The sequence below is a fragment of the Gracilibacillus oryzae genome, from assembly GCF_009498735.1.
Taxonomy (GTDB): domain Bacteria; phylum Bacillota; class Bacilli; order Bacillales; family Amphibacillaceae; genus Gracilibacillus; species Gracilibacillus oryzae.
Genome location: NZ_ML762425.1, coordinates 26,011 through 50,559 on the forward strand (window position 1 = coordinate 26,011; position 24,549 = coordinate 50,559).

24 protein-coding genes and 3 pseudogenes are annotated in these 24,549 nt (G+C 36.9%); 9 read left to right on the top strand and 18 right to left on the bottom strand.

Annotation, left to right across the window (positions count from 1 at the left end):
- The 8 genes and pseudogenes from F9U64_RS22805 to ilvB all read right to left on the bottom strand — a co-directional run.
- Positions 1–213: pseudogene (locus F9U64_RS22805) on the bottom strand (yteA family sporulation protein); the annotation flags it as partial.
- A gap of 147 nt (positions 214–360) precedes the next feature.
- Complete coding sequence (leuD, locus tag F9U64_RS02830) at positions 361–945, bottom strand: 3-isopropylmalate dehydratase small subunit (protein WP_153401487.1); 585 nt, start codon at positions 943–945, stop codon at positions 361–363.
- Positions 946–975: 30 nt separating this feature from the next.
- Complete coding sequence (leuC, locus tag F9U64_RS02835) at positions 976–2,394, bottom strand: 3-isopropylmalate dehydratase large subunit (RefSeq protein ID WP_153401488.1); 1,419 nt, start codon at positions 2,392–2,394, stop codon at positions 976–978.
- 98 nt (positions 2,395–2,492) lie between these two features.
- Positions 2,493–3,547 (bottom strand): annotated as a pseudogene (gene leuB / locus F9U64_RS02840) (3-isopropylmalate dehydrogenase).
- 30 nt (positions 3,548–3,577) lie between these two features.
- Positions 3,578–5,101 carry a 2-isopropylmalate synthase gene (locus F9U64_RS02845; RefSeq protein WP_153401490.1) on the bottom strand — a complete coding sequence of 508 codons (1,524 nt, stop codon included), beginning with the start codon at positions 5,099–5,101 and terminating at the stop codon, positions 3,578–3,580.
- Positions 5,088–6,119 carry a ketol-acid reductoisomerase gene (ilvC, locus tag F9U64_RS02850; RefSeq protein WP_153401492.1) on the bottom strand — a complete coding sequence of 344 codons (1,032 nt, stop codon included), beginning with the start codon at positions 6,117–6,119 and terminating at the stop codon, positions 5,088–5,090. The genes F9U64_RS02845 and ilvC overlap by 14 nt, the downstream gene beginning before the upstream one ends.
- An 88-nt stretch (positions 6,120–6,207) precedes the next feature.
- Positions 6,208–6,723, bottom strand: coding sequence for an acetolactate synthase small subunit (ilvN, locus tag F9U64_RS02855; RefSeq protein ID WP_153401494.1), 516 nt, complete (start codon positions 6,721–6,723; stop codon positions 6,208–6,210).
- Positions 6,720–8,453, bottom strand: coding sequence for a biosynthetic-type acetolactate synthase large subunit (gene ilvB / locus F9U64_RS02860; RefSeq protein ID WP_153401495.1), 1,734 nt, complete (start codon positions 8,451–8,453; stop codon positions 6,720–6,722). Before ilvB ends, ilvN begins: the two co-directional genes overlap by 4 nt.
- 733 nt (positions 8,454–9,186) lie before the next feature.
- Between ilvB and F9U64_RS02865 the strand changes: the two genes are divergently transcribed.
- The gene (locus F9U64_RS02865) at positions 9,187–9,666 is read left to right on the top strand and encodes a DUF6884 domain-containing protein (RefSeq protein ID WP_153401497.1); all 480 of its coding nucleotides are present in this window, start codon (positions 9,187–9,189) and stop codon (positions 9,664–9,666) included.
- Positions 9,663–10,637 carry a zinc-binding dehydrogenase gene (locus F9U64_RS02870; protein WP_153401499.1) on the top strand — a complete coding sequence of 325 codons (975 nt, stop codon included), beginning with the start codon at positions 9,663–9,665 and terminating at the stop codon, positions 10,635–10,637. Before F9U64_RS02865 ends, F9U64_RS02870 begins: the two co-directional genes overlap by 4 nt.
- Positions 10,638–10,669: 32 nt before the next feature.
- Here the strand turns inward: F9U64_RS02870 and spoVAE are convergent, their stop codons facing one another.
- Genes spoVAE through F9U64_RS02890 form a run of 4 tightly spaced genes read right to left on the bottom strand, consistent with a single transcriptional unit; the run spans position 10,670 to position 12,968 of the window.
- Positions 10,670–11,020 carry a stage V sporulation protein AE gene (gene spoVAE / locus F9U64_RS02875; RefSeq protein ID WP_153401501.1) on the bottom strand — a complete coding sequence of 117 codons (351 nt, stop codon included), beginning with the start codon at positions 11,018–11,020 and terminating at the stop codon, positions 10,670–10,672.
- A 17-nt stretch (positions 11,021–11,037) separates the two neighbouring features.
- Positions 11,038–12,045 carry a stage V sporulation protein AD gene (spoVAD, locus tag F9U64_RS02880; RefSeq protein WP_153401503.1) on the bottom strand — a complete coding sequence of 336 codons (1,008 nt, stop codon included), beginning with the start codon at positions 12,043–12,045 and terminating at the stop codon, positions 11,038–11,040.
- Positions 12,046–12,049: 4 nt separating this feature from the next.
- Positions 12,050–12,499, bottom strand: coding sequence for a stage V sporulation protein AC (spoVAC, locus tag F9U64_RS02885; protein ID WP_153401505.1), 450 nt, complete (start codon positions 12,497–12,499; stop codon positions 12,050–12,052).
- A 13-nt stretch (positions 12,500–12,512) separates the two neighbouring features.
- Positions 12,513–12,968, bottom strand: a complete 456-nt coding sequence (locus tag F9U64_RS02890) for a YhcN/YlaJ family sporulation lipoprotein (RefSeq protein WP_153401507.1) — start codon at positions 12,966–12,968, stop codon at positions 12,513–12,515.
- Between the two features lie 215 nt (positions 12,969–13,183).
- Between F9U64_RS02890 and F9U64_RS02895 the strand changes: the two genes are divergently transcribed.
- Positions 13,184–13,636: a hypothetical protein gene (locus tag F9U64_RS02895; RefSeq protein ID WP_153401509.1), complete on the top strand. Its 453-nt coding sequence runs from the start codon at positions 13,184–13,186 to the stop codon at positions 13,634–13,636.
- A 9-nt stretch (positions 13,637–13,645) separates the two neighbouring features.
- On the opposite strand, the gene F9U64_RS02900 is transcribed toward F9U64_RS02895, so the two are convergent.
- The gene (locus F9U64_RS02900) at positions 13,646–14,323 is read right to left on the bottom strand and encodes a hypothetical protein (protein WP_153401511.1); all 678 of its coding nucleotides are present in this window, start codon (positions 14,321–14,323) and stop codon (positions 13,646–13,648) included.
- Positions 14,324–15,191: 868 nt separating this feature from the next.
- Here F9U64_RS02900 and F9U64_RS02905 point away from each other — a divergent pair.
- On the top strand, positions 15,192–15,353 hold the full coding sequence (locus F9U64_RS02905) for an aspartyl-phosphate phosphatase Spo0E family protein (protein WP_153401513.1): 162 nt from the start codon (positions 15,192–15,194) through the stop codon (positions 15,351–15,353).
- Between the two features lie 71 nt (positions 15,354–15,424).
- Here F9U64_RS02905 and F9U64_RS02910 read toward each other — a convergent pair whose 3' ends face one another.
- Positions 15,425–16,585 (bottom strand): aminotransferase A, encoded by a 1,161-nt coding sequence (locus F9U64_RS02910; protein WP_153401515.1) that lies wholly within the window; start codon positions 16,583–16,585, stop codon positions 15,425–15,427.
- A 117-nt stretch (positions 16,586–16,702) separates the two neighbouring features.
- On the opposite strand from F9U64_RS02910, the gene F9U64_RS02915 reads away from it, so the two are divergent.
- The gene (locus F9U64_RS02915; RefSeq protein ID WP_153401517.1) at positions 16,703–17,029 is read left to right on the top strand and encodes a hypothetical protein; all 327 of its coding nucleotides are present in this window, start codon (positions 16,703–16,705) and stop codon (positions 17,027–17,029) included.
- 13 nt (positions 17,030–17,042) lie between these two features.
- Here the strand turns inward: F9U64_RS02915 and F9U64_RS02920 are convergent, their stop codons facing one another.
- From F9U64_RS02920 to F9U64_RS02930, 3 genes are all read right to left on the bottom strand, one after another.
- A complete protein-coding gene (locus tag F9U64_RS02920; protein WP_153401518.1) occupies positions 17,043–17,507 on the bottom strand; it encodes a YkyB family protein in 465 nt (154 codons plus the stop codon).
- Positions 17,508–17,576: 69 nt separating this feature from the next.
- The gene (locus F9U64_RS02925; RefSeq protein ID WP_194287266.1) at positions 17,577–18,197 is read right to left on the bottom strand and encodes an SCO family protein; all 621 of its coding nucleotides are present in this window, start codon (positions 18,195–18,197) and stop codon (positions 17,577–17,579) included.
- Between the two features lie 5 nt (positions 18,198–18,202).
- Positions 18,203–19,054: a metallophosphoesterase gene (locus F9U64_RS02930; RefSeq protein WP_153401520.1), complete on the bottom strand. Its 852-nt coding sequence runs from the start codon at positions 19,052–19,054 to the stop codon at positions 18,203–18,205.
- A gap of 159 nt (positions 19,055–19,213) precedes the next feature.
- On the opposite strand from F9U64_RS02930, the pseudogene cbpB reads away from it, so the two are divergent.
- From cbpB to F9U64_RS02945, 3 genes and pseudogenes are all read left to right on the top strand, one after another.
- Positions 19,214–19,657, top strand: a pseudogene (gene cbpB, locus F9U64_RS02935) (cyclic-di-AMP-binding protein CbpB).
- A gap of 67 nt (positions 19,658–19,724) precedes the next feature.
- Complete coding sequence (gene dapD, locus F9U64_RS02940) at positions 19,725–20,444, top strand: 2,3,4,5-tetrahydropyridine-2,6-dicarboxylate N-acetyltransferase (protein WP_153401522.1); 720 nt, start codon at positions 19,725–19,727, stop codon at positions 20,442–20,444.
- 96 nt (positions 20,445–20,540) lie between these two features.
- Positions 20,541–21,659, top strand: a complete 1,119-nt coding sequence (locus tag F9U64_RS02945; protein WP_153401524.1) for an N-acetyldiaminopimelate deacetylase — start codon at positions 20,541–20,543, stop codon at positions 21,657–21,659.
- A gap of 27 nt (positions 21,660–21,686) precedes the next feature.
- On the opposite strand, the gene F9U64_RS02950 is transcribed toward F9U64_RS02945, so the two are convergent.
- Complete coding sequence (locus tag F9U64_RS02950; RefSeq protein WP_153401526.1) at positions 21,687–22,514, bottom strand: mechanosensitive ion channel family protein; 828 nt, start codon at positions 22,512–22,514, stop codon at positions 21,687–21,689.
- Between the two features lie 274 nt (positions 22,515–22,788).
- Here F9U64_RS02950 and F9U64_RS02955 point away from each other — a divergent pair, with 274 nt between their 5' ends.
- Entirely contained in the window at positions 22,789–24,537 is a 1,749-nt protein-coding gene (locus F9U64_RS02955; RefSeq protein ID WP_153401527.1) for an ABC transporter ATP-binding protein, read from the top strand.
- The last annotated feature ends 12 nt before the right edge of the window (positions 24,538–24,549 follow it).

Below are 24,549 nucleotides of genomic sequence, written 5' to 3' on the forward strand. Positions count from 1 at the left end.
CTCGATGTGTTCATTGAGTGCAATGTCTTTTTCTCGTTCAAATAATTCTGTACCATGGTCCCCAGGATGATTATCGTAATTGGACAGTTCAGACATGGATTCTTTAATTAGTTCGAGATTTAAACCAAAATGGTCTTCTAAATGCTCGGCAATTTCCTGTTTGCGTTCTAATAATTCATGCTTGCATTCCTTTAATTGTTGTTCTGTCAGCATAAGTTTCACCTCCTGCTTTGCTTAGTATAACCGAATGTGTTCTTCTCACTAAAAAATGTTTATGGAAATGATGTCATAATTGGGGTAGGGAAGGGGAGGATAATAAAAAAAGCTGACCTGTGGAGATCAGCTTTAACAAAGAGCTATTTAATCACGTGCTGCTTCAAATTGATCAATTTTATCAGCATGAGATAAAGTCACAGCAATATCGTCCCAGCCATTTAACAACATTTCGCGTTTATAATCATCCAGATCAAAAGTTGCTTCAAATCCTTGGCTGTCATAAACTTTTTTGGTTTCCAAGTCTACTGTTAAGTGATATTGCTCAGCTTCCGCGTTATTAATTAATGTTTGAACTTCATCTTCTGTCAAAATAACAGGTAAGATACCATTTTTCGTACAGTTATTATAAAAAATGTCGGCATAACTTGGTGCAATGATTACACGGAAACCGTAATCCTGTAATGCCCATGGTGCATGCTCACGCGAAGACCCGCAGCCGAAATTTTCTCCAGCGACTAAAATAGAAGTATTTTCATATTTTGGCTGATTTAACGAGAAATCATTCCGCAGTTCACCTTTTGAATCAAAGCGCCAATTGTAAAAAACAAATTGACCGAACCCTTGACGAGAAATACGTTTTAAAAACTGTTTAGGAATAATCTGATCTGTATCCACATTTGCACGGTTTAAAGGAAAAACAAGACCTTCATGTTTTCTTATTGGTTCCATTTACGTTACCCCCTTGTTATCACGTTCTATTTAAATTGTTGCATGAACATCTAAGTGGCGAACATCGTAGAAATGCCCTTTGATTGCAGCAGCAGCAGCCATTTCCGGACTTACTAAGTGTGTTCGCGCGCCTGTTCCTTGGCGACCTTCAAAGTTACGGTTAGAAGTGGATGCACAACGTTCTCCTTCAGGTACAACATCATCATTCATTGCAAGGCACATACTGCATCCAGCTTCACGCCATTCAAAACCGGCTTCTTTGAAAATCACATCAATACCTTCCGCTTCAGCCTGAGCCTTAACACTATGCGAACCAGGTACTACAATTGCGCGGACATTTGGATTTACTTTGTGTCCTTTAACAATTTCTGACGCTTTTCTTAAGTCGGCAAGACGAGAATTAGTACAAGAACCAATAAATACATGCTCAATTGGAACAGAATCGATTGGTTCGCCGCCCTTAAGTCCCATATATTCTAATGCGCGCTTAATTTCTTCTTTTTCATTTTCATTCGTTCCGTCTTCTACTGTTGGTACTGTTTCGCTTACCGGAATACACATACCAGGGTTTGTTCCCCAAGTTACTTGTGGCTCAATTTCCTCTGCATTGATTTCAACTGTTTCATCATATACAGCGCCTTCGTCAGTAGCCAGAGCTTTCCATTCTTCGGCAAGCTGATCAAATGCTTCACCTTCCGGTACGTGACGGCGGCCGCGAAGGAATTCGACTGTAGTATCATCAGGGCTGATTAACCCAGCACGAGCACCTGCTTCAATCGACATATTACAAACTGTCATACGACCTTCCATGGAAAGGCTGCGAACAGCTTCCCCAGTATATTCAATCACATAACCAGTTCCGAATTTTACACCGAATTTACCGATGATTGCCAAAATTAAATCTTTAGCTGTGACCCCTTTGCCTAATTTACCATCCACTTTTACATTTAGTGTTTTAGGTTTTGCTTGCCAAATTGTCTGGGTAGCTAAAACATGTTCTACTTCACTTGTACCAATACCAAAAGCTAAAGCACCAAACGCTCCATGTGTCGAAGTATGACTGTCACCACATACAATTGTTTTACCAGGTTGAGTAAGACCTAATTCAGGACCAATAACATGAACAATGCCTTGATCAGGGTGATGAATATCTGCTAGTGGTACACCAAATTCTTCACAGTTCACCTTCAATGTCTCCATTTGTGTTTTGGATACTTCATCCTTAATAACATTTCGGTGAATAGTCGGGACATTGTGATCCATTGTAGCAAAAGTACGATCAGGACGGCGCACTTTACGATTATTCATCCGCAAACCTTCAAATGCCTGAGGGGAGGTAACCTCATGAACTAAATGCAAATCAATATATAATAGATCTGGTTTTCCTTCTTCATGATGAACAATATGTTTTTCCCAAATCTTTTCAATAACTGTTTTAGGCTTTCTCATCTGTTTCACTCCTTACATTAATTTTTGGCAAATGTTTAAAAAACTACGGCACCCGCAATGGTACATGGCGAATGCCGAGATTAGCTGATCAAGAAAAATTATTTTAAAATTGCTTTTACAACAAGCTCTGTCATTTCATTTGTGTTGACTAATTTACCATCATTACTTTTTAGATCAGCTGTATGGAATCCTTGGTTCAATACACTTTCCACAGCATCTTCAATTGCTTGTGCTTCCTCATTCATTTCAAACGAATAGCGGAGCATCATGGCAGCAGATAGTATCATTGCGATTGGGTTGGCAATTCCTTTTCCTGCAATATCTGGTGCGGAACCATGGGCTGGTTCGTATAGACCAACACCATTCTCTGCTAAACTGGCAGAAGGTAACATGCCAAGTGATCCAGTTAAGACAGAAGCTTCATCACTTAAAATATCACCGAACATGTTCTCAGTAACAATGACATCATAATCAGCTTCATTGCCGCTGCATCAACTAAAACGTGATTAACTGTTACATCAGGATAATCTGCTTTCTTTTCCTCAACAATCTCTCGCCATAGTTTACTAGATTCTAAGACATTTGCTTTATCTACAGAAGTGAGGTGCTTTCCACGCAATTGCGCACTTTGGTATGCTTTATCGACAATGCGTTCAATTTCTTTACGTGTATAGGAAAGTGTATCTACAACTGCATTTCCATTATCACGTCGTTCACTTGGCTCTCCAAAGTAAAGTCCGCCTGTAAGTTCACGAACAATCAGTAAATCACTGCCTTGGATAATATCTTGCCTGAGTGGGGAAGCGTGTAATAATTTTTTGAATCCTTTAACAGGACGCAAATTAGCATAAAGATCCAAAGCCTTACGAATTCCAAGCAACCCTCGTTCTGGTCGTAAATCAGATGGGTTGTTATCCCATTTCGGTCCACCAACCGCTCCCAGTAAAACAGCATCGGCTTTTTTACACGCATCCACCGTTTCTTCTGGAAGGGGAGTACCATGATTATCAATCGCTATCCCACCAATATCATGTGAAGTAAATTCGAAAGGTTTGTTAAATTTTTGACTGATTGCTTCTAAGACATCTTTGGCTGAATAGATAACTTCTGCACCAATTCCGTCGCCTGGAAGCAGGACAATTTTATTGCTCACTGTTTAAACCTCCTACACTTTTCAAACCGTTTATTCTGTTTTCTGACGATAAATGGCACGATTTACACCGTTTAAATAGGCCTGAACGGCAGCTTCGAGAACATCCTGTGCCGAACCACGTCCGCTGACAGCAATACGATCAACTGTTAAGCTGACATGTACTTCTGCTAAAGCATCTCTTCCTTTGCCGATAGAGTTCAGCTGGAAATCTGTTAAGTGTGTCTCTTCATGAATGATCTGATCAAGTGTATTGTATAAAGCTTCTACACTGCCTTGGCCTGTTCCTGTATCTTCAACCAGCTCATCATTTGGTGTGTTTAATGTAACTGTTGCACTGGGCTTATCTGAAGAACCATATTGAACTTTGAATTCTTTCAGTGTATAACGTTTTACATTTGAAGTATCTGTCTGAATATCTGTTAGAATGGCAAACAGGTCATCATCCGTCACTTCTTTTTTACGATCAGTTAGAGATTTAAATGCTTTAAACGCTTCTTTTATTTTCTCTTCCGTAAGTGAGAACCCAAGTTGTTCAATCTTATCAGTAAAAGCATGTTTTCCTGAGTGTTTACCAAGTACCAGATTGTTTGACTGAACACCAACTAATTCCGGTGTAATAATTTCATAAGTTTGTGCATTCTTCAACACACCATCCTGGTGAATACCAGACTCATGGGCAAAAGCATTACGTCCTACAACAGCTTTATTGCCAGGCACTGTCATACCGGTAAATTTACTAACCATGTCACTTGTGCGCTTAATTTCTTTTAGAACAACATTTGTATGATAGGGATAGTAATCCTGGCGAATGTTTAACGCAACACTGAATTCTTCCAATGAAGCATTACCAGCACGTTCTCCGATGCCATTAATTGTTCCCTCAACCTGTGTAGCACCGTTTTCTACTGCTGCAAATGAGTTGGCTAAAGCCATTCCTAAATCATCATGACAGTGACATGATAGATCTACTTTGTCGATATTTGGAACATTTTCTTTAATGTAGCGGAACATCGCACCATATTCACGAGGCATTGTGTATCCAACTGTATCAGGTAAGTTGATTACAGTTGCACCAGCATCAATAACTTTTTCAATAATTTTAACTAAAAAATCAAGGTCTGAACGGGAAGCGTCTTCTGCAGACCATTCAATATTATCAAAATACTGTTTTCCGTACTTAACCATCTCCACTGCTGTTTCAATTACTTCATCAGGGGTTTTCTTTAACTTGTATTCCATATGAATAGGGGAGGTGGCAATAAAAACATGGAGTCTTGGATGTGCTGCATTTTTCAGCGCATCACGACATGCATCAATGTCTGATTTAACCGCGCGTGCCAGACCGGCAACTTGTACGTTCTTGACTGTGTCTGCGATTTTTTTAACTGCATCAAAATCACCCTGGGAGGAAGCAGGAAATCCTGCTTCCATAATATCCACCCCAAAGCGTTCTAATTGTTTTGCTAGTTCTAATTTTTCTAATTGATTCAGATTCACACCAGGTGATTGTTCACCATCTCTAAGTGTGGTATCAAAAATCTTAATTTGAGTCATTAGAGACCACTTCCTTCTTATTAATAGCCTTTTGCTTAACAAATGGCATTAACTCACGAAGCTCTTTCCCTACTTTTTCAATTTGGTGTTCACTTTCTGCACGTTTGATTGCAGTATAGCGTGGACGGTTTGCCTGGTTTTCAAGGATCCAGCCTTGTGCGAATTTCCCTGTTTGAATATCTGTAAGTACATCTTTCATACGAGCTTTTGTGCTTTCATCAACAACGCGTGGTCCTGACATGAAATCTCCCCACTCAGCAGTATCTGAAATAGAGTGGCGCATGTTTTCAAGTCCACCTTCATACATTAAGTCAACGATTAATTTTAATTCATGCAGACATTCAAAGTAAGCAACTTCTGGCTGATAACCAGCTTCTACTAATGTTTCGAAACCAGCTTTTACTAATGCAGAAGCACCACCACAAAGAACTGCTTGCTCACCGAACAGATCTGTTTCTGTCTCTTCCTGGAATGTAGTTTCTAAAATACCAGCACGACCTGCGCCAATTCCTTTAGCGTAAGCTAACGCGATATCTTTTGCATTACCTGTAGCATCTTGGAAAATACCGTAAAGACCCGGAACTCCAGCACCTTCTTGATAAGTTCTGCGTACAAGATGACCAGGACCTTTTGGTGCAACTAAGAATACATCAACATCTGATGGTGGTACGATTTGGTTAAAGTGAATGTTGAAACCATGTGCAAATACTAATGCATTACCAGCTTCTAAGTTTGGTTCAATTGCTTCTTTATAAATAGCTGGCTGGTACTCATCAGGAAGAAGGATCATAATTACGTCAGCTTCTTTCGATGCTTCGGCAACTGTCTTAACTTCTACACCATCTTCTACTGCTTTATCCCATGAACGGCCTTTACGAAGACCTACAACTACATTAAAACCACTTTCTTTTAAATTTAATGCATGAGCATGACCTTGTGATCCATATCCAATGATGGCGATTTTTTTAGATTGTAATACCTCTTCGTTGATATTGTTGTTATAAAGTACTTTTGTCATGTAAATTACATCCTCTCAATAATTAATATTTTATATTTATAGTAGTAGGAAAGCTTACAAGAAACTTTCCTATTATATATGAATTGGTTTATCCTAAAATGGAGCTGCTGTCACTGCTTACTGGCTGTTGGCCGCGAACTAGGGCAGTAACACCAGTTCTTGCTAATTCTTTGATGCCATATGGTTTTAACAGTTCGATTAATGCTTCGATTTTTTCAGGCTTACCAGTAACTTGAATCGATAAGCTCTCTTTGCTTACATCAATAATCGATGCACGGAACGGGTCAATAATTCCTTGAATTTCTGTCCGCAATTGGCTGTTGCTCACAATCTTAATTAATGCCAGCTCACGAGCAACAATTGCTTTTTCTGAAATGTCTGAAACTTTAATAACATCGATCTGCTTATTTAATTGCTTGGTTACTTGTTCTAATTTCTGATAATCCTCCACATCAACTACAAACGTCATTTTCGACATACCTTCTGTTTCGGTTCTGCCGACAGAGATACTTTCAATATTAAATTGACGACGTTGCAGAAGACTTGTTACACGGTTTAATACTCCACTTCGATTTCTTACGGTTGCTGTTATAATTCGTTTCATGGTTTCACCCCAATCATTTCATTTAATCCTTTGCCTGGAGCGATCATCGGGAATACATTTTCTTGCTGGATAACTCGGGCATCGACTACGACAGGACCCTCATAATCAAAGATTTCCGGTAATGCTTTCATAAAGTCTTCCTGTGTATCCACCTTAATGCCTTTAATGCCATATGATTCTGCAAGTTTTACAAAATCAGGCTGGATACTGAAAATCGATTGTGAGTAGCGTTCCGAATAAAATGCTTCCTGCCATTGTCTTACCATTCCTAATGCCTGGTTATTAACAATAATAACTTTGACAGGTAATCCACGCTCCTGCAGGATAGATAATTCCTGCAACGTCATCTGAAATCCGCCATCACCTACGATGGAAACAACTGTATCATCCGGTTTAGCAAGCTGAGCTCCAATGGCAGCAGGGAAGCCAAATCCCATTGTTCCTAGTCCGCCAGAAGATACCCAGCGGTCAGGAGTATTAAATTTATAAAATTGAGCTGACCACATTTGATGCTGACCAACATCTGTTGTCACAATTGCTTTCCCTTCTGTCTTTTCATGGATTTTCTGGATTACCCATTGGCCGATCATTTCAGTATCAGGTTTATTAAACCATAAAGGATATTCTTTCATATTTTCATGAATTCTTACAAGCCACTCATCGTGTTCAGGTTGAGAGATTTCACTTGATAGTAACTTTTTCAACGCTTCTTTTGCATCACCCACAATAGGGATATCAGTTGGAACGTTTTTGCCGATTTCAGCTGGGTCAATATCAACATGAGCTACTGTAGCATTTGGTGCAAATGACGAGAGATTTCCTGTTAACCTGTCATCAAATCTTGCTCCAATATTAATCAGTAAATCACATTCATACAGCGCAGTATTTGCTGCATAAGTACCGTGCATTCCTGCCATACCAAGGAAGAGCGGATGTTCACCAGGGAATGCCCCCAATCCTAAAAGTGTTGATGTAACAGGGAGGGAGTACTTTTCTGCAAATTCTCTAATTTCTTCTGAAGCTTTCGCGAACAAAATTCCAGCTCCTGCTAGAATAACCGGTTTTTTTGCTTTGCCGATTTTTTCTGCCAATTTCTTAATTTGTAATGGATTCGGCTTTGTTGTTGGCTGATATCCTGGTAAGTCAAGTTCAACTTCTGCTTGTAAGGTTTCTTCAATTACTTCAGCTGAAATATCTTTAGGCATGTCAATTAGGACAGGCCCCGGACGGCCAGTTGTCGCAATATGGAAAGCTTCTTTTACAATTCTTGGCAGTTCTTTTACATCTCTAACTTGATAATTGTGTTTCGTAATAGGAGTTGTTACACCCATTACATCCACTTCCTGGAAAGCATCAGTTCCAATCACACCTTGTGCAACTTGCCCTGTAATTACGATTAATGGCAAGGAGTCAATCATGGCATCAGCAATTCCTGTAACTAAGTTTGTCGCGCCAGGTCCAGATGTTGCAATAACTACACCAGGCTTACCAGAGACTCTTGCATAACCCTCAGCTGCATGAATCGACCCTTGTTCATGACGAGCCAGAATTTGTGTGAATGATTCCTGTGCTTTATACAGTGCGTCGAAGATTGGCAGGGCTGCACCACCTGGGTAACCAAATAATGTTTCTACACCCTCGTTAATCAACGATTCGACTAGCAAGTCAGCACCTGTTTTTGGTTCTTTTTTCAATGATGATTCTTCTGCCTGCTTTTGTGTTCTTTCCACTTTAATCCCTCCTATAAATCGAATTTATTTAAATAATGGAGTCGTTGATTGTGATTCCATCTTAGATAAAAAGCAGCTTTATACATATAAAAAAGGCCATTTCTAACTTGTTCATTGCTCACAAATAGGAGGAGCTAATCAACAAGGGAGAAAAGGCCTTTCTTTTCACGGTACCACCCTGATTCGCAATATTTTTACAAATATTGCCTCGCGAAGCTATCTGGATCTGAAAAATAGATAGTTTCCTTTTTGGTAACAGGTGATTAACACCTGGTTATACTTACTTGGAAGACTTTTCAGTATAACACTCAGGGATGAGTAGTCAGATTAAGGTGTATTACCGAATTCCCAGCATCATCGGCTCTCTATGAATACAATTTCTTAATCCTTTGTTCCCTTCAACGTTTTTCGATCTATATAATTATTGTTATAGTTTATACTATACGAAAGATAACATTCTGTCCACAGGATATTTAATAAAAATTGTGTAAAAGAAATTATCTGATTGACGACAATAATACAACCATTTTTACATTTGGTCAACCGTTTTTTAAAAATTTTCTGACATTTCAAAAAAAATAAATTATCGGTAAACGGTTACATGATTAATATGATTGATTCTCTGCTTTAAGAAAAAATCTTATTAATTTCCGGTATTCTATTCAAACATTTTCATTCTGTAGTAATTTTAGCTACAATTAAGATAGTATATTTTTTTATTAGAGGTGAACAATTGGATAAATTATGTGTCTTACCATGTGGAAAAAAGAAAATATGGGATAAATATCCTGATAAAGGAGCAATAAGAGCAGACGATGCTTATATTGGTGTCTTGCGCCAGCTAACACTTAAATATTCCAGAAAATTTGTCCCCAATCGGGTGACCATATCAGCGAAACACGGTTTTCTTTTACCAGATGATCTCGTGAGAGGAAATTACGATCTGACATTTCAAAGAAATAATCCAGCTGTTATCTCAGTAAGTGAGTTGAGAAGCCAGCTGATTGATAAACAGTTAGATCATTACCGCCATATTGTTGTTTTAACAGGGAAAAAATACCGTCAGATAATGGAAACGGTATTTGTTGATGCTGACATCATAGAATTTCCGTTATTAGGTACAAAAGGAATAGGAGAGATGCAAAGCCGACTGAAAGAAAGTATTCAAAAAGGAATACCATTACATATTGAAAAGGGTGGAGAGCAAAAATGAAGGCATATGTTGTACAGAATGGCAACTATCTGATGACAGAAGTGGAAGAACCGGAAGTAGGAGTAAATGAAGTAAAAGTTCAGCTGAAAACAGCAGGATTAAATCACCGCGATCTTATGATCAAACATCGAGCAGGAAATAATGATACATATATTTTAGGTTCAGACGGTGCTGGAGTGGTGGTGGAAGCGGGGGAAAATGTAACTCGTTTTGCAATAGGAGATGAAGTATTCATAAACCCTGGGCTCAATTGGTATAAAAAAAGTGAAGCTCCGCCAGCTGATTTTGAAATAGTCGGGGTACCGTTTTCTGGAACTTTTGCAGAAAGAATGGTTATTTCAGAAGACTTTGCTGAAAGAAAACCAGAGCACCTTACATGGGATGAGGCGGGAGTATTTGCATTGTCAGGATTAACAGGCTACAGGGCTTTATTTACACAAGGGCAATTGAAAGAAACAGATACATTATTTATACCTGGAGTTGGCGGGGGAGTTAATTCATTTATCATTTTATTAGCTAAAGCATGTGGTGCGAGAGTGATCACGACATCACGGGAAAGGGATAAATTAAAAGCAGCAGAGAAATTAAGTTATGATAAAGGCATATTGACTGATGATAGCTGGACAGAACAATTGTCTGACGAAACAATTGATTTAGTAATAGAGAGTATAGGCGGGAAGACATTTAACAAGTCATTAGATGTATTGAAAAAGGGGGGAAGAATAGTCACGTATGGATCTTCAACAAATGATGAAATGACATTCGATTTAAGGAAGTTCTTTTACGGGCAATACAAAATGATTGGATCAACAATGGGGAGCAGGGAAGAGATGCATGAGCTGCTTCAGTTTTCCGAAAAACATCGTGTTAAACCGATAATGGACCGACAATTTGCGTTCAGTGAGATAGATCAAGCATTTGATTATTTGGCATCCCAAAATCAATTAGGAAAGATTGTCGTTAATTTTTAAAAGACAACCGTCATCTAACAATAAGATGGCGGTTATCCTTTTGGTTTGAAAAAAATTGCACCGATCATTCCAAAAATAATTGCGGAGGAAATCCCGGAACTAGTAACTTCAAACATTCCTGTGACTACTCCAATAAGTCCATGTTTTTCTGCTTCTTCTAATGCACCTTGTGTTAATGAGTTACCAAAACTTGTAATGGGAACAGTCGCTCCTGCTCCTGCGAAATCAATTAACGGTTCATATAACCCGAAGCCATTTAAAATCGCACCAATTACTACGAGGATGCTCAGTGCATGACCAGGAGTCAATTTGGCAATATCCAGGATTAATTGACCAATCACGCATATTAAGCCACCAACGAGAAACGCCCATACAAATACCATCTTTATTCACCTCTCATTCAGTTAATATTCTCGATCGATACAGCATGAGCAACGCATGGAATCGATTGTTTCTGTTGAACGGTTAATGGAGATAATAGTGCACCGGTTGCGACAACTAATATTCTCTTATATTCTTTATTTTTTAATTTCTTCAGCAAGTGTCCATATGTCACCACAGCAGAACATGCTGGTCCGCTTGCGCCTGCAAATACTGATTGTTCTTTTTTATAAATCATTAAACCGCAATCCTGAAATTTATCTTCAGTGATAGGTTGTTGATTTTTAGAAAATAGATCAAGACAAATCATACGTCCGTATTTCGCCAGGTCACCAGTTACAATCAAATCATAGTAAGATTCATCTATATTTCGATCAAGAAAATGTTGTTTTATTGTATCAAATGCAGCAGGAGCCATTGCGCCACCCATGTTAAAAGGATCTGTCATTCCTTCATCCATAACTTTCCCGATTGTTGCTGAAGTAACTTTTGGTCCATTGCCATTTTTTGCGAGTAGAGCTACACCAGCACCCGTAACTGTCCTTTGGGAAGTATCAGGTTTTTGACTGCCATATTCATTTGGATATCGGAACTGTCTTTCGGCAGCGTTGGTATGACTTGCTGTCCCTGTTAGAACATAGTTTGCATTGCCTTCACTAACTAACAGGGAAGATAGAGCTAAGCCTTCCATAGAAGTGGCACATGCACTAAAAAGTCCTAAGTATGGTATTTTCAGTTCTCTGGCAGCAAAGTTGGAAGGTGTAATTTGATTAATAAGATCACCGTGAAGAAAAAAGTTAATATTTTCTCTGTCTACATTTCCTTTTTTCAGTGCTATAGTACTTGCTTCTTCTATTAAATGACGATGAGCTTGTTCAAATGATTTTTCTTCCATCCACTGGTCAGAGAAAAATAAGTCAAAATCATCTGCAATATTTCCCTTTTCTTCAAATGGCCCTCCGACAGTACCTGTAGATATAATGGTCGGTGGATTATTGAAAACCCAAGTTGCTTTTCCTTGTAACATATGATCAACTCCAATATGAAAAAATCGTTTTAATCAGTGCTATCAGAAAAGAGGAAAATACGCCAAATAATATGACAGATCCGGCCAATTTAAACATATTCCCCCCGACACCCTGAACAAATCCTTCTGTTCGATGCTCTATAGCTGCTGAAATAACAGCAGTGCCAAAACCCGTGACAGGCACAGCTGTCCCTGCGCCGGCGAATTGCGCAATTTTATCATAGACACCAAAACCGGTAAGCAGCATAGTAATAAAAATTAGCGTAGCAGTGGTGGGATTCCCTACAGTTTGTTCCGTGAAATTAAAGAAATACATATAAAATGTTGAGATTAGCTGACCAATTACACAGATAATCCCGCCAATGATAAATGCTTTTAAGCAATTTTTCAGTACAGGCCGTTTTGGTTCAATTTTTGATTCGTATTTTTGATAATTTGTTTGTTGTTTAGCCATGTGTTCATCTCCATCATGCTGAATCTTTTAGCAGTTTTTTCATATCTTTTATCTTTTTTTCAATTTTTTTCTGGTCTGTTATTTTCTTTGATTGTAATTTCCCTATTTCAATTAAAAATTTTTGATCAGAAGTAACATGAACCTTCTTTTCCGGAATTTTTTTCTTTAACTTTTTTTGGATTTTTTTCTCGATATCTTGTTCACTCATTTGATTTAAACTTGTTACTTGAATGGCAATGAATAGATCTTTCTCTGTCTGTAGTGCTTTATATTTGACGATTTTGTTTTTCTGGTCATCCATTACCTCTTGTGCTGCAATGGGGAGACTGTACGGAGACATGCTGTTTTGCGTCGATAATGGCAATGGCTGCTGGATACTTTCTCCATCCGATCCGTTGGAAGTTTCATTGCAACCTGCACATAGAAAGCAAAAGATAAGAATGGCGAAACAAAACATTTTTAAGTTCATCTGCTATATTCCTTTCATCATACGAGTGCTGTTCATCACTTATTTTGTTAAAAAGTGAGTAAAACTATACTGAGAAAATATTAGGATATAATTAGAAGATATGGTAATATATAATTAGTGAATTTTTGACAAATACAAAGAAAAATTGAGGTAATTTGAAACTTTTGGCTATTCTCAATCGTCTATATAGAAGAGGGGTCGAGGAGGAGTGTCAAATGTGGAAAAAATTAATTTTAATCATGCTGTTGATTACTTGTTTTGGCCTGATAATAGGTGCTTTTGTTGCCGAATCAATGAAGACATCTTTAGTAGAGACTGTGAACTTTAGTGAACAATATGAAGATTATATTATACATATACGTATCGAGGCTTTAAATGATAAAGAAAAATTTCAAGTGCTTCGTTCGTTAGAATATACTGGTGATGAAATAGTGGAAATAAAACACAGGACACCACTAACAGCAGTGACGCTCAATAAAGAAAATGCTGTTTTTACCGGAAGCCATAGAACAATGTTTTTAAACCCGGGTAACAGTTATCACCCACAAAAGCGGATGGAATTTTCAAATTTATCAAAAGGTTCACATACAATCTATATTCATACCCAATTTCTGCTTAATGATGAGCGAATTGATATTAAGTCAAAAGGAGAGCTCCGTTTCGAATAGAGCACTCCTTTATTTTTCTATTATTTCTTCTTCTGCTTTTGTAAAAGTAACTTTCTGCATATTATTGGCTTCGGATTGCAAAATATCAACTGAAAATTCATTTTGATTAATCCATTCAGGATTTGATAATCGTATTTCACCAAACTCTTTCAAGTTTTGTTCGAAATTTTTTTTCCTCCATTTATCCAGATTAAAAATAACCATTTCATCAGAATGACGATGTTCAAATATAATGAGGAAATCTTCTTCTGAAGGAGATGGGACAATACTTTTCAGGTGAACAAAATCATTTAATAACATACTGCGCTTTGGGTTATTCTGGTCTAAAAGAAGATAGGAGCAATTATTTATATTACAGTTAAAAGATAATAAGTATAAATTCTCTATTTCGAGTTCTTCTAATGTCATTGTGTTAATTCCAATTTGTTTATTTTCAAAAGTACTAAGAAAGTAGCTTAAAATGGGTATTTCTTCTGTATCAATTTCTATAATCTCGTTATCAACCGATAAATCAATAGTTTTATCATCTGGCAATGGTTCTTTCTTGACTGGAGTATTGTCTGTAGTGGTTGCTATAATATCGTTCGTTTCTTCCTCTGTGTCATCGGTGATATTAGCTGTGATATCCTTATTGGAACACCCGACGAAAAAGATGAGAAGCAGGATAGTTAACCCTTTTTTAATCAATCTCTTCCCTCCAATCATTTTAGTCAAAAATTAAAAGTTGCTAGAACTTTATACTTAGTTATTATTTCTCAAAAGCCAAAGGATTTCAACCTTAATTTGTTTATCTTTACTTAAATTTATCAATCCCCATCTCAAGTTATGGAATATTTCAAGGTTGTATTCAAAAAAATATCCAGTATAATAAAAGAAATACAGTATTGAAAGAGGAGTGTGTGTAAATGTTCGGTGTTATTGAAATGATCTTACTTTTAGGACTAATTGGGTTTAGTATTTTCGACCGTGTATAAGATTGAACAAGCAAGCATTGGGAAAATTCCTCTTTTTGTAGAAGAGGATTTTCTTTTTGCAACGGAAAGGAATTATGAATGAAGTTAGCTCCATACAGGTAGAAATTAGTTAGCCTGCGAATCGCTCTTTATTGCTAGGTCACAGTCTGGCTGTAGTAGGTATTAGATAGCTTTTCATCTCTAGGAAAAAGTTATTTTAACTTACAACATAAGCAGGAAACCAGTTGAATGGTGTATCTGTATTTTCCCAATAATTATAATTATTATCTATTTTAAATAACTTATTCTTCCTATTATGGTGGTTCGATGTGCGATTATGTCCTCGTATAACCTGTTGCCTAATTGTTAAATCCCCCGAAAGTCACTTCATTACCATGGTAAGACTTTTTGTCGAAAATGATCAAACTTTATGTGAAATTGAGGATTATTTGTCTGCTTTTCTGTTTCTATTTACAAGTCCTGTTTTTTTTGGGATAATCAAAAGCATTCAGCAGATTGTAATTTCATGTAAAATGTGTTTATAAAAGTGAATAAAGGGAAAATATATATCAATTATTAGTTGAAAGGGGTAACATGGGGCAATGACTAGATATCCATTGGAACTGATGAGTAAAATTGAAAAGCTGCGTAAAGAAATGACCGATGTTGCTCTAACGAAAGGGATTACAAGCAAAGAATCACTTAATATTAGTCAGGAATTAGATCGATTATTAAACGATTATGAGTACTATAGAAAAAAGTAAATGAAGAGCAAGATAAATAACTATAATTTATCTTGCTCTGATTTTAAATGGTTTTAAAAGCATACATACAGTTATTTACCTGTTTCCTTAAAATAATTTTCTAATCGATTCATCCCTTTTTCTAATGTGGATAAATTATAAGCATAAGATAAACGTAAATATCCTTCGCCGTAGGAAGAAAATGCACTTCCTGGCACTAATGCAACTTTTGCTTTCTTAACAATATCCATTGCAATATCAAAAGAAGAATGCCCCAACTCTGAAACATCAATGAAGAAATAAAAACCCCCGTCAGGGATGTATGTTTGTAAACCTAATGCTTGGCATCTCCCAATAATATAATCTCTTCGCTTCTTATAGGCCTCTTTCATTTCTTCAGGATCATTTTTTCCATTTTTAATTGCTTCTAAAGCTGCATATTGGCTAATGGAGCTGGCGCAGGATACATTATATTGGTGGACTTTCAATATGTGTTTTGCTAACCAGGATGGTGCAAGTATATAGCCGATTCGGAATCCGGTCATTGAGTGGGACTTTGATACTCCATTTATGATAATTAATTGATCACGGATACTGGTAAAACGGCCGATAGAAAAATGTTCTTTGTCATATACTAATTCACTGTAAATTTCATCAGCGACTAGAAAGATCTCTTTATCTTTAATTAAACTTGAAATTTCTTCTAATTCTTGTTCGCTTAAAGTTACTCCAGTTGGATTAGATGGATAAGGGATAAGAATTGCTTTTGTTTTTGGTGTAATATAGTCTTCGATCAAATCTGCTGTCAGTTTAAAAGCATTTTGCCTTGTGTCAATGTGTACCGGCTGTGCTCCAGCCAATTTTATTAATGGCTCATAACCCGGGTATACAGGTCCTGGCAGAATCACTTCATCTCCTTCCTTAAGTATTGTACGCAATGTAATGTCTATAGCCTGAGAAGCACCGACTGTTACAATGATCTCATCCTCTGGCTGATAGGAGAGTTTGTATTTATCTTTGACAAATTCCGATATGGCTTTTCTTAACGGAAGGATGCCTGCATTATGTGTATAAGTTGTGTAATTCTGATCGATTGCCAATTTTGCACTTTCTTTTACATGTTCAGGGGTTGGGAAATCAGGTTGTCCAATAGTTAAAGAAAGGATATCTTCTTGTCCTTGAACTAAATTAAAGAATTTCCGTATCCCTGAAATCTCAATTGCCTTTACTTCCTCATTTAGTAGATGTTCCATAATATTTCCCTCCAAAATACTTCCCAACAATTATAAATACGTTGATTTATGGCGATAATTTTAGTGTACTGACATATTCTATCATAAAAATAAACAGTATAGAAAGAAGGAATAAAGTTGTGGGAAGAAGTTTGGAATGAGATGTTGAGAATAATGGATATTCTGATGATTACAATGCAAAAAGAAGTTATGGTTATTATTTTCGCAGTAGGGTTATTATTAACAGGATTCTATATATTACAACCTTTTATAAGGATTCTTATCGCTTTGGAGTGGGAGAACTTTTTGACATTTATCTTTGTAAGTATTTCAGGACTTTGGTTAATGAACCATCTAGTCCCCTCTATAGACAAAAAGTACTATATCTATACTATTATCACATTTTCCGTTTGTGTAGTTATTCAAAGATTATGGGCAATTTTGAAAATGAGGGCTAAATATTGATAGAATTTAGCCCTCATTTTTTTCTTTTATGGTAAAAAGGTGAGAGAGAAGTGGAACGTAAATAGGAAGAAGTTAGAGCAACTGGTTTAGTTGTATTTTTTGACACAGAAGACGTTCGCTTTGGCCATTTTAAGTATTCAATCAGAATATTCTTTGCTTTTGTAAGAGATAAATTTGTCTTAGGATTGCGATAATTGTTGTCAAGGTTACCAAGATGTTCTAATTCTTTCATATCTTCTTTTGTAGGTGGCATGTGAAAGAAGTATTCCCCAACTTTCACCAGCATAACTGAATGTTGTCTGCTTTGTTTCGGATTATTAGAAAAGTGAAGCCCGATTTTCTTTGCTTTTTGATCACGCAGCAATTGAACCATTGTTGCTTTTTTTAATTTATATAAATAAGACGGATCTGGGGCAGTCTTAGCATGTCTATTTACAATAAACAATGCTTGTCCGATTAGATTTGTCTTGTCTGTCATTCTGTCACCTCCGAATTCAAGTGAATAAAACAGTAGAAGCATAAGATTAACTTAGCTTCTACTCCTACTTTAATTCATTGCTTTAATATCTTCAACTATTTGTTTCATATTATCTGCTTTCGTCCCATTATATCCTTTTATCGCATAGCCATCAGGTGTGACCAGGTAGAAGGTAGTCTGATGAATTACTTGATCACTGTTTTCTGGATTCTCTACAAGAGCTTTAAATGATTTGGAGGCAAATTGTTTAATTTCTTCATCATTATATCCTGTGAGTAAATTCCAGTTTTCAAAAGTAGCCCCTCTATCTTCTGCATATTGCTTTAATAATTCCGGTGTGTCATTTGCAGGATCGACAGAAAAGGAGACAAGCTCAGCCTCTACCCCTGCATCAGCTAATTGCTGCTGTAATCGGGACATATTTGCTGTCATCGCAGGACAAACTGTTGTGCAATTAGTAAATACCATATTAGCAACCCAAAACTTTCCATCTAATTGCTTCTTGGAAAATTCTTCACCTTCCTGGTTGGTAAATGTAAAGTCCTGCACCTCAATTTCAAAATCGCCCTTATATTGTGTACCTTTAGTTTCCTCACTTTTGCCTGATGCATTATTACCGTCACTTGCTGTGCCACAAGCAGTAAGGGCGAGAGCAGTAATAAGCAGTAATAATATTGATTTTATCTTCATCTTAATCAACCTTTCTTTAATTCGTATAATGTAACTTCCGGCTTACATAGAAAGCGGTATGGCAACCTTGTCGTGCCTATTCCTCTGCTTACATACAGCTGAAGCGGCCTGGTTCCAACCTGATAATACCCTTCCACATATTTCTCTGCTAAATAAGGTGTATATATATATCCTAATAATGGCATTTGAACTTGTCCGCCATGACTGTGTCCGGAGATTTGGACATCAATATCATAATCTTTTACAGTGTCAGCATAATCAGGCTCATGAACTAATAATATAGTAAAATCTATCTTTTCTTCTGATTGAATTGCTGCTTCTGTATCGGGCTGGCCAAGCATAATATCGTCCAGGCCTGCTAGCATGATCTTATCGCCGTTTCTTTCTAACAAACTATGGCTATTTTTCAGCAATTGAAAACCTGCATTATCGAATACTTGTTTTACAATATCTGTACCGTAACCTCCATGATCATGATTGCCGTATATCCAATACTTGCCGTCAGGTGCACTCATACTTGATAAAGTGGAGACGATTTGATTATCCCAGCTAAACTCCTGGGGATGATCCACCAGATCGCCTGTGAAGGTAATTACATCAGGGTTCATTGCATTTATTTCCTTGACTAGTTCTTTTAGCTGTTCTATCGAATAGTGAAATCCAAGATGAGTGTCACTAAATTGTAAGATCTTATACGAATCAAAACCAGCAGGGATGTTTGGTGATTGAATAGGAACATGATGGATATCGAGCAATTTTGGTTCTATTTCTTTTGCATAATAATAAGTTCCACCACCAATACCGAATATTGAGATGATTCCTCCAATCATTCGTTTTAAAAATGTACGACGGTTCATTATCTAATACCTTTCCTAATAAATATTGAATTCTATTATAGCATGAGTTTTAAAAATGAGCTTATCAAACAATCGAAATACACACAATTTTTAAAATTATGTTAGAATAGGTAGAGTGAAAGCTTTACTCCTTCACCAAATTTTTAAAGGAGTGTCAACATGTCAAGTTTATTAAAACAGAGATTAGAAGGGTTATATGTAAAGGAAATAATGATACCAGCAGAGAAAGTAGCACATGTACAAATAGGGAATCCAATTTAACATGCATTGCTTGTCTTAGTAGAATCAGGTTATTCATCTGTTCCGGTACTGGATTCAGATTATAAATATAAAGGAACAATTGCCAAAACACCTATATTAAAAAGTGTGATGGGAATGGAGCGGTTTGAAATGGAAAGGCTGTCAGAAATAAAAGTAGAGGATGTAATGCATAAAGAACAGCCGACAGTCAAGCAAGATACGGATTTCTTAACAGCAATTAAAGTAGTCATTGATCATGCTTTTGCATGTGTTGTAAATGAAGAAAACCATTTTGTTGGAATATTAACGAGAAGAGCTATTTTAAAAGAAGTAAATAAATCAGTCTATATAGAGCAATCATAAATACTTGTACTATCAGTTTTTTTTTAGTACATTATAATAAATATAAATAATTTGGAGGAAATGGATAATGAAAATGATGGATGCAAACGAAATTATTTCGTTTATTTCAAACAGTAAGAAATCAACACCAGTAAAAGTGTATGTGAAGGGTAATAACCTTTCTGCAATAGAAGCAGCAAGTTCTGTTCAAACTTTTTTAAATGAAACAACTGGAGTTATTTTCGGTGAATGGAAAGAAGTAAATGAACTTCTGAATACATATAAAGAGCAAATTGAAGATTATGTAATTGAAAATGACCGCAGAAATTCTGCGATTCCTTTACTTGATATGAAGAATATTAATGCACGTATCGAGCCTGGTGCAATTATTCGCGATCAAGTTGAAATCGGAGATGGTGCGGTTGTTATGTTTGGTGCTATGATCAATATCGGATCTGTTATCGGGGAAGGTACAATGATCGATATGAATGCCTCATTAGGCGGAAGAGCAACAGTTGGTAAGAATTGCCACGTTGGAGCTGGAGCAGTGTTAGCAGGAGTTATTGAGCCGCCTTCTGCACAGCCGGTAGTGATCGAAGATGGTGTGGTTATTGGCGCAAATGCTGTAGTGCTGGAAGGTGTAAGAGTTGGTGAAGGTGCTGTGGTTGCAGCTGGAGCAATTGTAACGAAAGATGTACCGCCAAATACCGTTGTTGCAGGAATGCCGGCAAAAGTGATTAAAGAAATTGATGATCAGACAAAATCAAAAACAGAAATTATTGAAGCACTAAGAAAGCTTGATGATTAATATTAGCAGGGAAGAGCAAGACAGGATGAAGATTTCCTGTCTTGTTTTTTAACAGAAAGAAGTACTGCGGCCGTTATATTGAAAGGAAGTTCAATCATGAATAAAGAAAAATTAATTGAAATAAGAAGAGAGTTACATCAGATTCCCGAACTTGGCTTCAGGGAATATAAAACACAAGAATATTTACTTAAAACAATTGCAGAAATGAATCTTCCTAATATACAAGTAACTCGCTGGAAAACTGGTTTGTTTGCTTTCGTAGAAGGACTGAATCCAAAGCAAACAATAGGGTACCGGACAGATATTGACGGATTGCCAATTGTGGAGGAGACAGGTTTACCTTTTAGCTCTCAACATCAGGAGAACATGCATGCATGTGGCCATGATATCCATATGACGATAGCATTAGGAGCTTTATATGAAGTTGCATCAAATCCGGTTGATGATAATATTTTATTTATTTTCCAACCAGCAGAGGAAGGTCCTGGCGGGGCGGAACCAATTATGAATTCAGAGACCTTTAAGCAGTGGAAACTTGATAAGATATTTGCACTGCATATTGCCCCCGAGTTGCCTGTTGGAACTGTTTCAAGCAGAGCAGGGATCTTATTCGCGAATACCAGCGAATTATTTATCGATTTCAAGGGTAAAGGCGGTCATGCTGCCTATCCCCATTTAACAAAAGATATGATTGTTACGGCAAGTACTTTTGTCACACAATTACAGCAGATTATTTCCAGAAAAATCGATCCATTAGACAGTGGTGTGATCACGATTGGTAAAATGACGGCAGGAACTGTTCAAAATATTATTGCTGAAAAAGCCAGATTAGAAGGTACGATTCGTACACTTCAGCCGGAAACGATGACCGTTATAAAAAGTGAACTTGAAAGGTTTATCGAAGGATTCCAGCTATCCTATGACTGCGAGATAGCTGTTGATTATGGCGCTATGTATTATCAAGTATATAATGAGAGCAATTGTGTAAATCAATTTCAAGAAATTATAAACTCAACAGATCTTACTTACATTGAAGCAAATGCTGCGATGACAGGAGAAGATTTTGGTTACTTCTTAAAGGAAATACCTGGTTTTATGTTCTGGTTAGGGGTAGACTCTGAATATGGCCTGCATCACAGTAAATTAAATCCTGATGAGGAAGCAATAATAGCTGGAGTAAAAGCAGTTACGGAAACGATCAGAAGAATAGACTAAATAAAAAACCGGGAAACCCCGGTTTTTTTAGCCTTTTTTTGTTATATTCACTTGGTGTGGATATGGAATTTCAATATTATTTGCATCAAATTCTTCTTTAATCCGTTTTCTTAAGTCTCTTTCTGCAGACCATTGAGCCATGTTTTCGGTTTTACCTAGTATACGCAATACAACATCACTTGATCCGAATGCTTGTACACCAAGAACGTCTGGCCCTTCTACAAATCGTTCATCATTTGCAAATTCATCACAAATTTGTTTTAATACACCAATTGCCTCATCAATATTATCTTCATAACTAATCCCGATATCGACAAGTGCACGCATGTTCCCGCGAGAGTGGTTGCTTACTCCGGATATATTACGATTAGGGACAAAATGCAATGTGCCATCAAAGCCGCGGATTTGTGTTGTTCGCAGGCCAATTTCCTCAACGATCCCGTCATAACCTGCTACAGTTACATAGTCACCAACATCGATTTGCTTTTCCAATAATATAAAAAATCCAGTAACAATATCACTGACTAGTCCCTGGGCACCAAATGCAATGGCTAATCCAACTACACCTGCACTTGCGATCAGTGGTCCAATTTCTATATTTATAATTCCAAAAAACATGACGATAAATACAAAAATTAATGTGTAAGAAAAAATGTTAACTAACAATTTTTCCAATGTTAATGCACGTGCCTCTGATACATTTTTATGGGATGTTGATTTTTTGATCATTCTTGATATGGCTCTTTTTGCGATTGGTGAAATAATCAGGAAAGCAATTAACAGGATGATAAGCTGGCCACCAACCTGTATAGTTTGCCGTAAAATAAGATCCCAATCAAAATCAAAATTAAGCATATTTCTCCTCCTCTTAAGTTGTTGACATCCTAATAATAAGGGAAAGGTATGCCGTCAAGCAAATAATTCACATATTACATACAAAAATCATCGTAATTTACAATATAATAGGGAAGAAAGTGTAATTATTATAATCTGCAGCCTAGAACTGCATTTGTCCACATATCTATTTGTTAGTATTTATATAAAAATTTTAGAAATTGAGTCGAAAGGGTGGCATTTTATTTCGTAAACCGTTATATTTATATTTACGTAAAATTAGGGGGTGCAAAGGATGGAAACATTTAAAAAACTAAAGCAATTTTATTGGCCTTTTAAAAAGTATTTCTTGTTATCCGTTTTGTCTGTTTTATTTGTAACCGCAATCACAGTTGCCTATCCAATAATATTACAGAGGACAATTGATGATGTTGTTACACCTGGAGAGTACCAGTTAATTCCTTATCTGGCTATTGCTTTTGTTGGATTAATGGTAATTAAAGGGGTCGCTAACTTTTTGCAACAATATTTAGGTGATTTGTTTGGTGTTAAATCAGTTTATGTTTTACGTGACGAATTGTACAAAAAATTGCAACGTTTATCATTTACATATTATGATAATGCCCGGACGGGTGATCTGATGTCACGTTTAACGATGGACGTGGAAGGCTTTCGGTTCTTTTTGGCAGCAGGATTCAAAGAATTAATACGTGTTACTTTGTTAATGGTGATAAGTCTCAGTGTTATGTTTTATTACTCTGTTCCGTTGGCAATTGTTACAATGGCGGTAATGCCATTTCTAGCTGTTATCGTTTATAAGTTTGACCGTAAAGTTCACCCGGCATTCCGCAGTATAAGAAAATCATTAGGCAGCCTTAATACCAGAATTCAGGAAAATGTCAGCGGTATGAACACGGTTAAATCATTATCAAAAGAAGATTTTGAAATTGACCGTTTTTCTGTAAATAATGTTAATTATCGCGAAGTGAATATAAAAACATCTAATATCTGGGCGAAATATTTCCCGTTGATGGAGTTTATTGGGAATGTCAGTATGGTTGCATTGCTGGTTTATGGGGGATATTTAGTTATTAATAATCAGTTGTCACTTGGTGAGCTAGTCGCATTTTTCAGTTTAGTTACGTATATACTCGGACCTCTTATGCACTTGGGTTTTATTGTGAATCAGTTTTCCCAGGCAAAGGCTTCAGGGGAAAGGCTATTAGAAATTCTCGAAGCAAAAGAAGATATTATAGAGGAAGACCAGCCTGTTGCTGCAGACAGCTTTAAAGGCCATGTTACATTCCAGGATGTGTCTTTAACCTATATTGAGGATGATGATGCCGCATTAAGGAATATTTCATTTGATGCACCACCAGGAAAAGTAGTTGGATTAATAGGACCTACAGGTGCAGGGAAGACCAGCATTACCCAGCTTATAACAAGATTCTATGAACCGGATCAAGGTAAAGTGCTTGTTGATGGTAAACCAACTAGTGCTTATGATTTAAAAGGATTGAGAAAGCAAATTGGTTTTGTATTACAAGAATCATTTCTTTTCTCTACAACGATTAAAGCAAATATTGCCTACGGTAATCCAGATGCTTCAATGGATGATATTATTGCAGCGGCTAAAAGAGCCCAGGCTCATGAGTTTATTATGCAAATGCCAAAAGGGTATGACACTATGCTAGGTGAGCGAGGAATGGGATTGTCTGGCGGTCAGAAGCAAAGAATTGCCATTGCAAGAGCGATATTAATTGATCCACGTATCTTGGTACTTGATGATGCTACTTCTGCGGTGGATATGGAAACAGAGTTTCTTATTCAGAAGGCATTAAAAGAAGTAATGAAAGACAGAACAACTTTTATTATTGCACACCGTATCTCATCATTAAAACACGCTGATGAAATTTTAGTATTAAACGAAGGATCGATTGTAGAAAGAGGGACTCACCACCAATTGATTAGTCAAAATGGGCCGTACAGAAGAATATATGATATCCAATATAAAGATAAAGATGCTGTAATGCAGTCAATATAGACAGGGGAGGGA

Excerpts from the sequence above, each read along its gene's own strand:
- F9U64_RS02925 (WP_194287266.1), bottom strand. The coding sequence starts at position 18,197 with ATGAAGATAAAATCAATATTATTACTGCTTATTACTGCTCTCGCCCTT.
- F9U64_RS02945 (WP_153401524.1), top strand. The coding sequence starts at position 20,541 with ATGAATAAAGAAAAATTAATTGAAATAAGAAGAGAGTTACATCAGATT.
- F9U64_RS02890 (WP_153401507.1), bottom strand. The coding sequence starts at position 12,968 with ATGAACTTAAAAATGTTTTGTTTCGCCATTCTTATCTTTTGCTTTCTA.
- F9U64_RS02905 (WP_153401513.1), top strand. The coding sequence starts at position 15,192 with ATGACTAGATATCCATTGGAACTGATGAGTAAAATTGAAAAGCTGCGT.
- spoVAE (WP_153401501.1), bottom strand. The coding sequence starts at position 11,020 with ATGGTATTTGTATGGGCGTTTCTCGTTGGTGGCTTAATATGCGTGATT.
- leuC (WP_153401488.1), bottom strand. The coding sequence starts at position 2,394 with ATGAGAAAGCCTAAAACAGTTATTGAAAAGATTTGGGAAAAACATATT.
- ilvC (WP_153401492.1), bottom strand. The coding sequence starts at position 6,119 with ATGACAAAAGTACTTTATAACAACAATATCAACGAAGAGGTATTACAA.
- ilvN (WP_153401494.1), bottom strand. The coding sequence starts at position 6,723 with ATGAAACGAATTATAACAGCAACCGTAAGAAATCGAAGTGGAGTATTA.
- leuD (WP_153401487.1), bottom strand. The coding sequence starts at position 945 with ATGGAACCAATAAGAAAACATGAAGGTCTTGTTTTTCCTTTAAACCGT.
- dapD (WP_153401522.1), top strand. The coding sequence starts at position 19,725 with ATGAAAATGATGGATGCAAACGAAATTATTTCGTTTATTTCAAACAGT.
- F9U64_RS02930 (WP_153401520.1), bottom strand. The coding sequence starts at position 19,054 with ATGAACCGTCGTACATTTTTAAAACGAATGATTGGAGGAATCATCTCA.
- F9U64_RS02920 (WP_153401518.1), bottom strand. The coding sequence starts at position 17,507 with ATGACAGACAAGACAAATCTAATCGGACAAGCATTGTTTATTGTAAAT.
- F9U64_RS02950 (WP_153401526.1), bottom strand. The coding sequence starts at position 22,514 with ATGCTTAATTTTGATTTTGATTGGGATCTTATTTTACGGCAAACTATA.
- F9U64_RS02845 (WP_153401490.1), bottom strand. The coding sequence starts at position 5,101 with ATGACTCAAATTAAGATTTTTGATACCACACTTAGAGATGGTGAACAA.
- spoVAC (WP_153401505.1), bottom strand. The coding sequence starts at position 12,499 with ATGGCTAAACAACAAACAAATTATCAAAAATACGAATCAAAAATTGAA.
- spoVAD (WP_153401503.1), bottom strand. The coding sequence starts at position 12,045 with ATGTTACAAGGAAAAGCAACTTGGGTTTTCAATAATCCACCGACCATT.
- F9U64_RS02870 (WP_153401499.1), top strand. The coding sequence starts at position 9,663 with ATGAAGGCATATGTTGTACAGAATGGCAACTATCTGATGACAGAAGTG.
- F9U64_RS02895 (WP_153401509.1), top strand. The coding sequence starts at position 13,184 with ATGTGGAAAAAATTAATTTTAATCATGCTGTTGATTACTTGTTTTGGC.
- F9U64_RS02910 (WP_153401515.1), bottom strand. The coding sequence starts at position 16,585 with ATGGAACATCTACTAAATGAGGAAGTAAAGGCAATTGAGATTTCAGGG.
- F9U64_RS02955 (WP_153401527.1), top strand. The coding sequence starts at position 22,789 with ATGGAAACATTTAAAAAACTAAAGCAATTTTATTGGCCTTTTAAAAAG.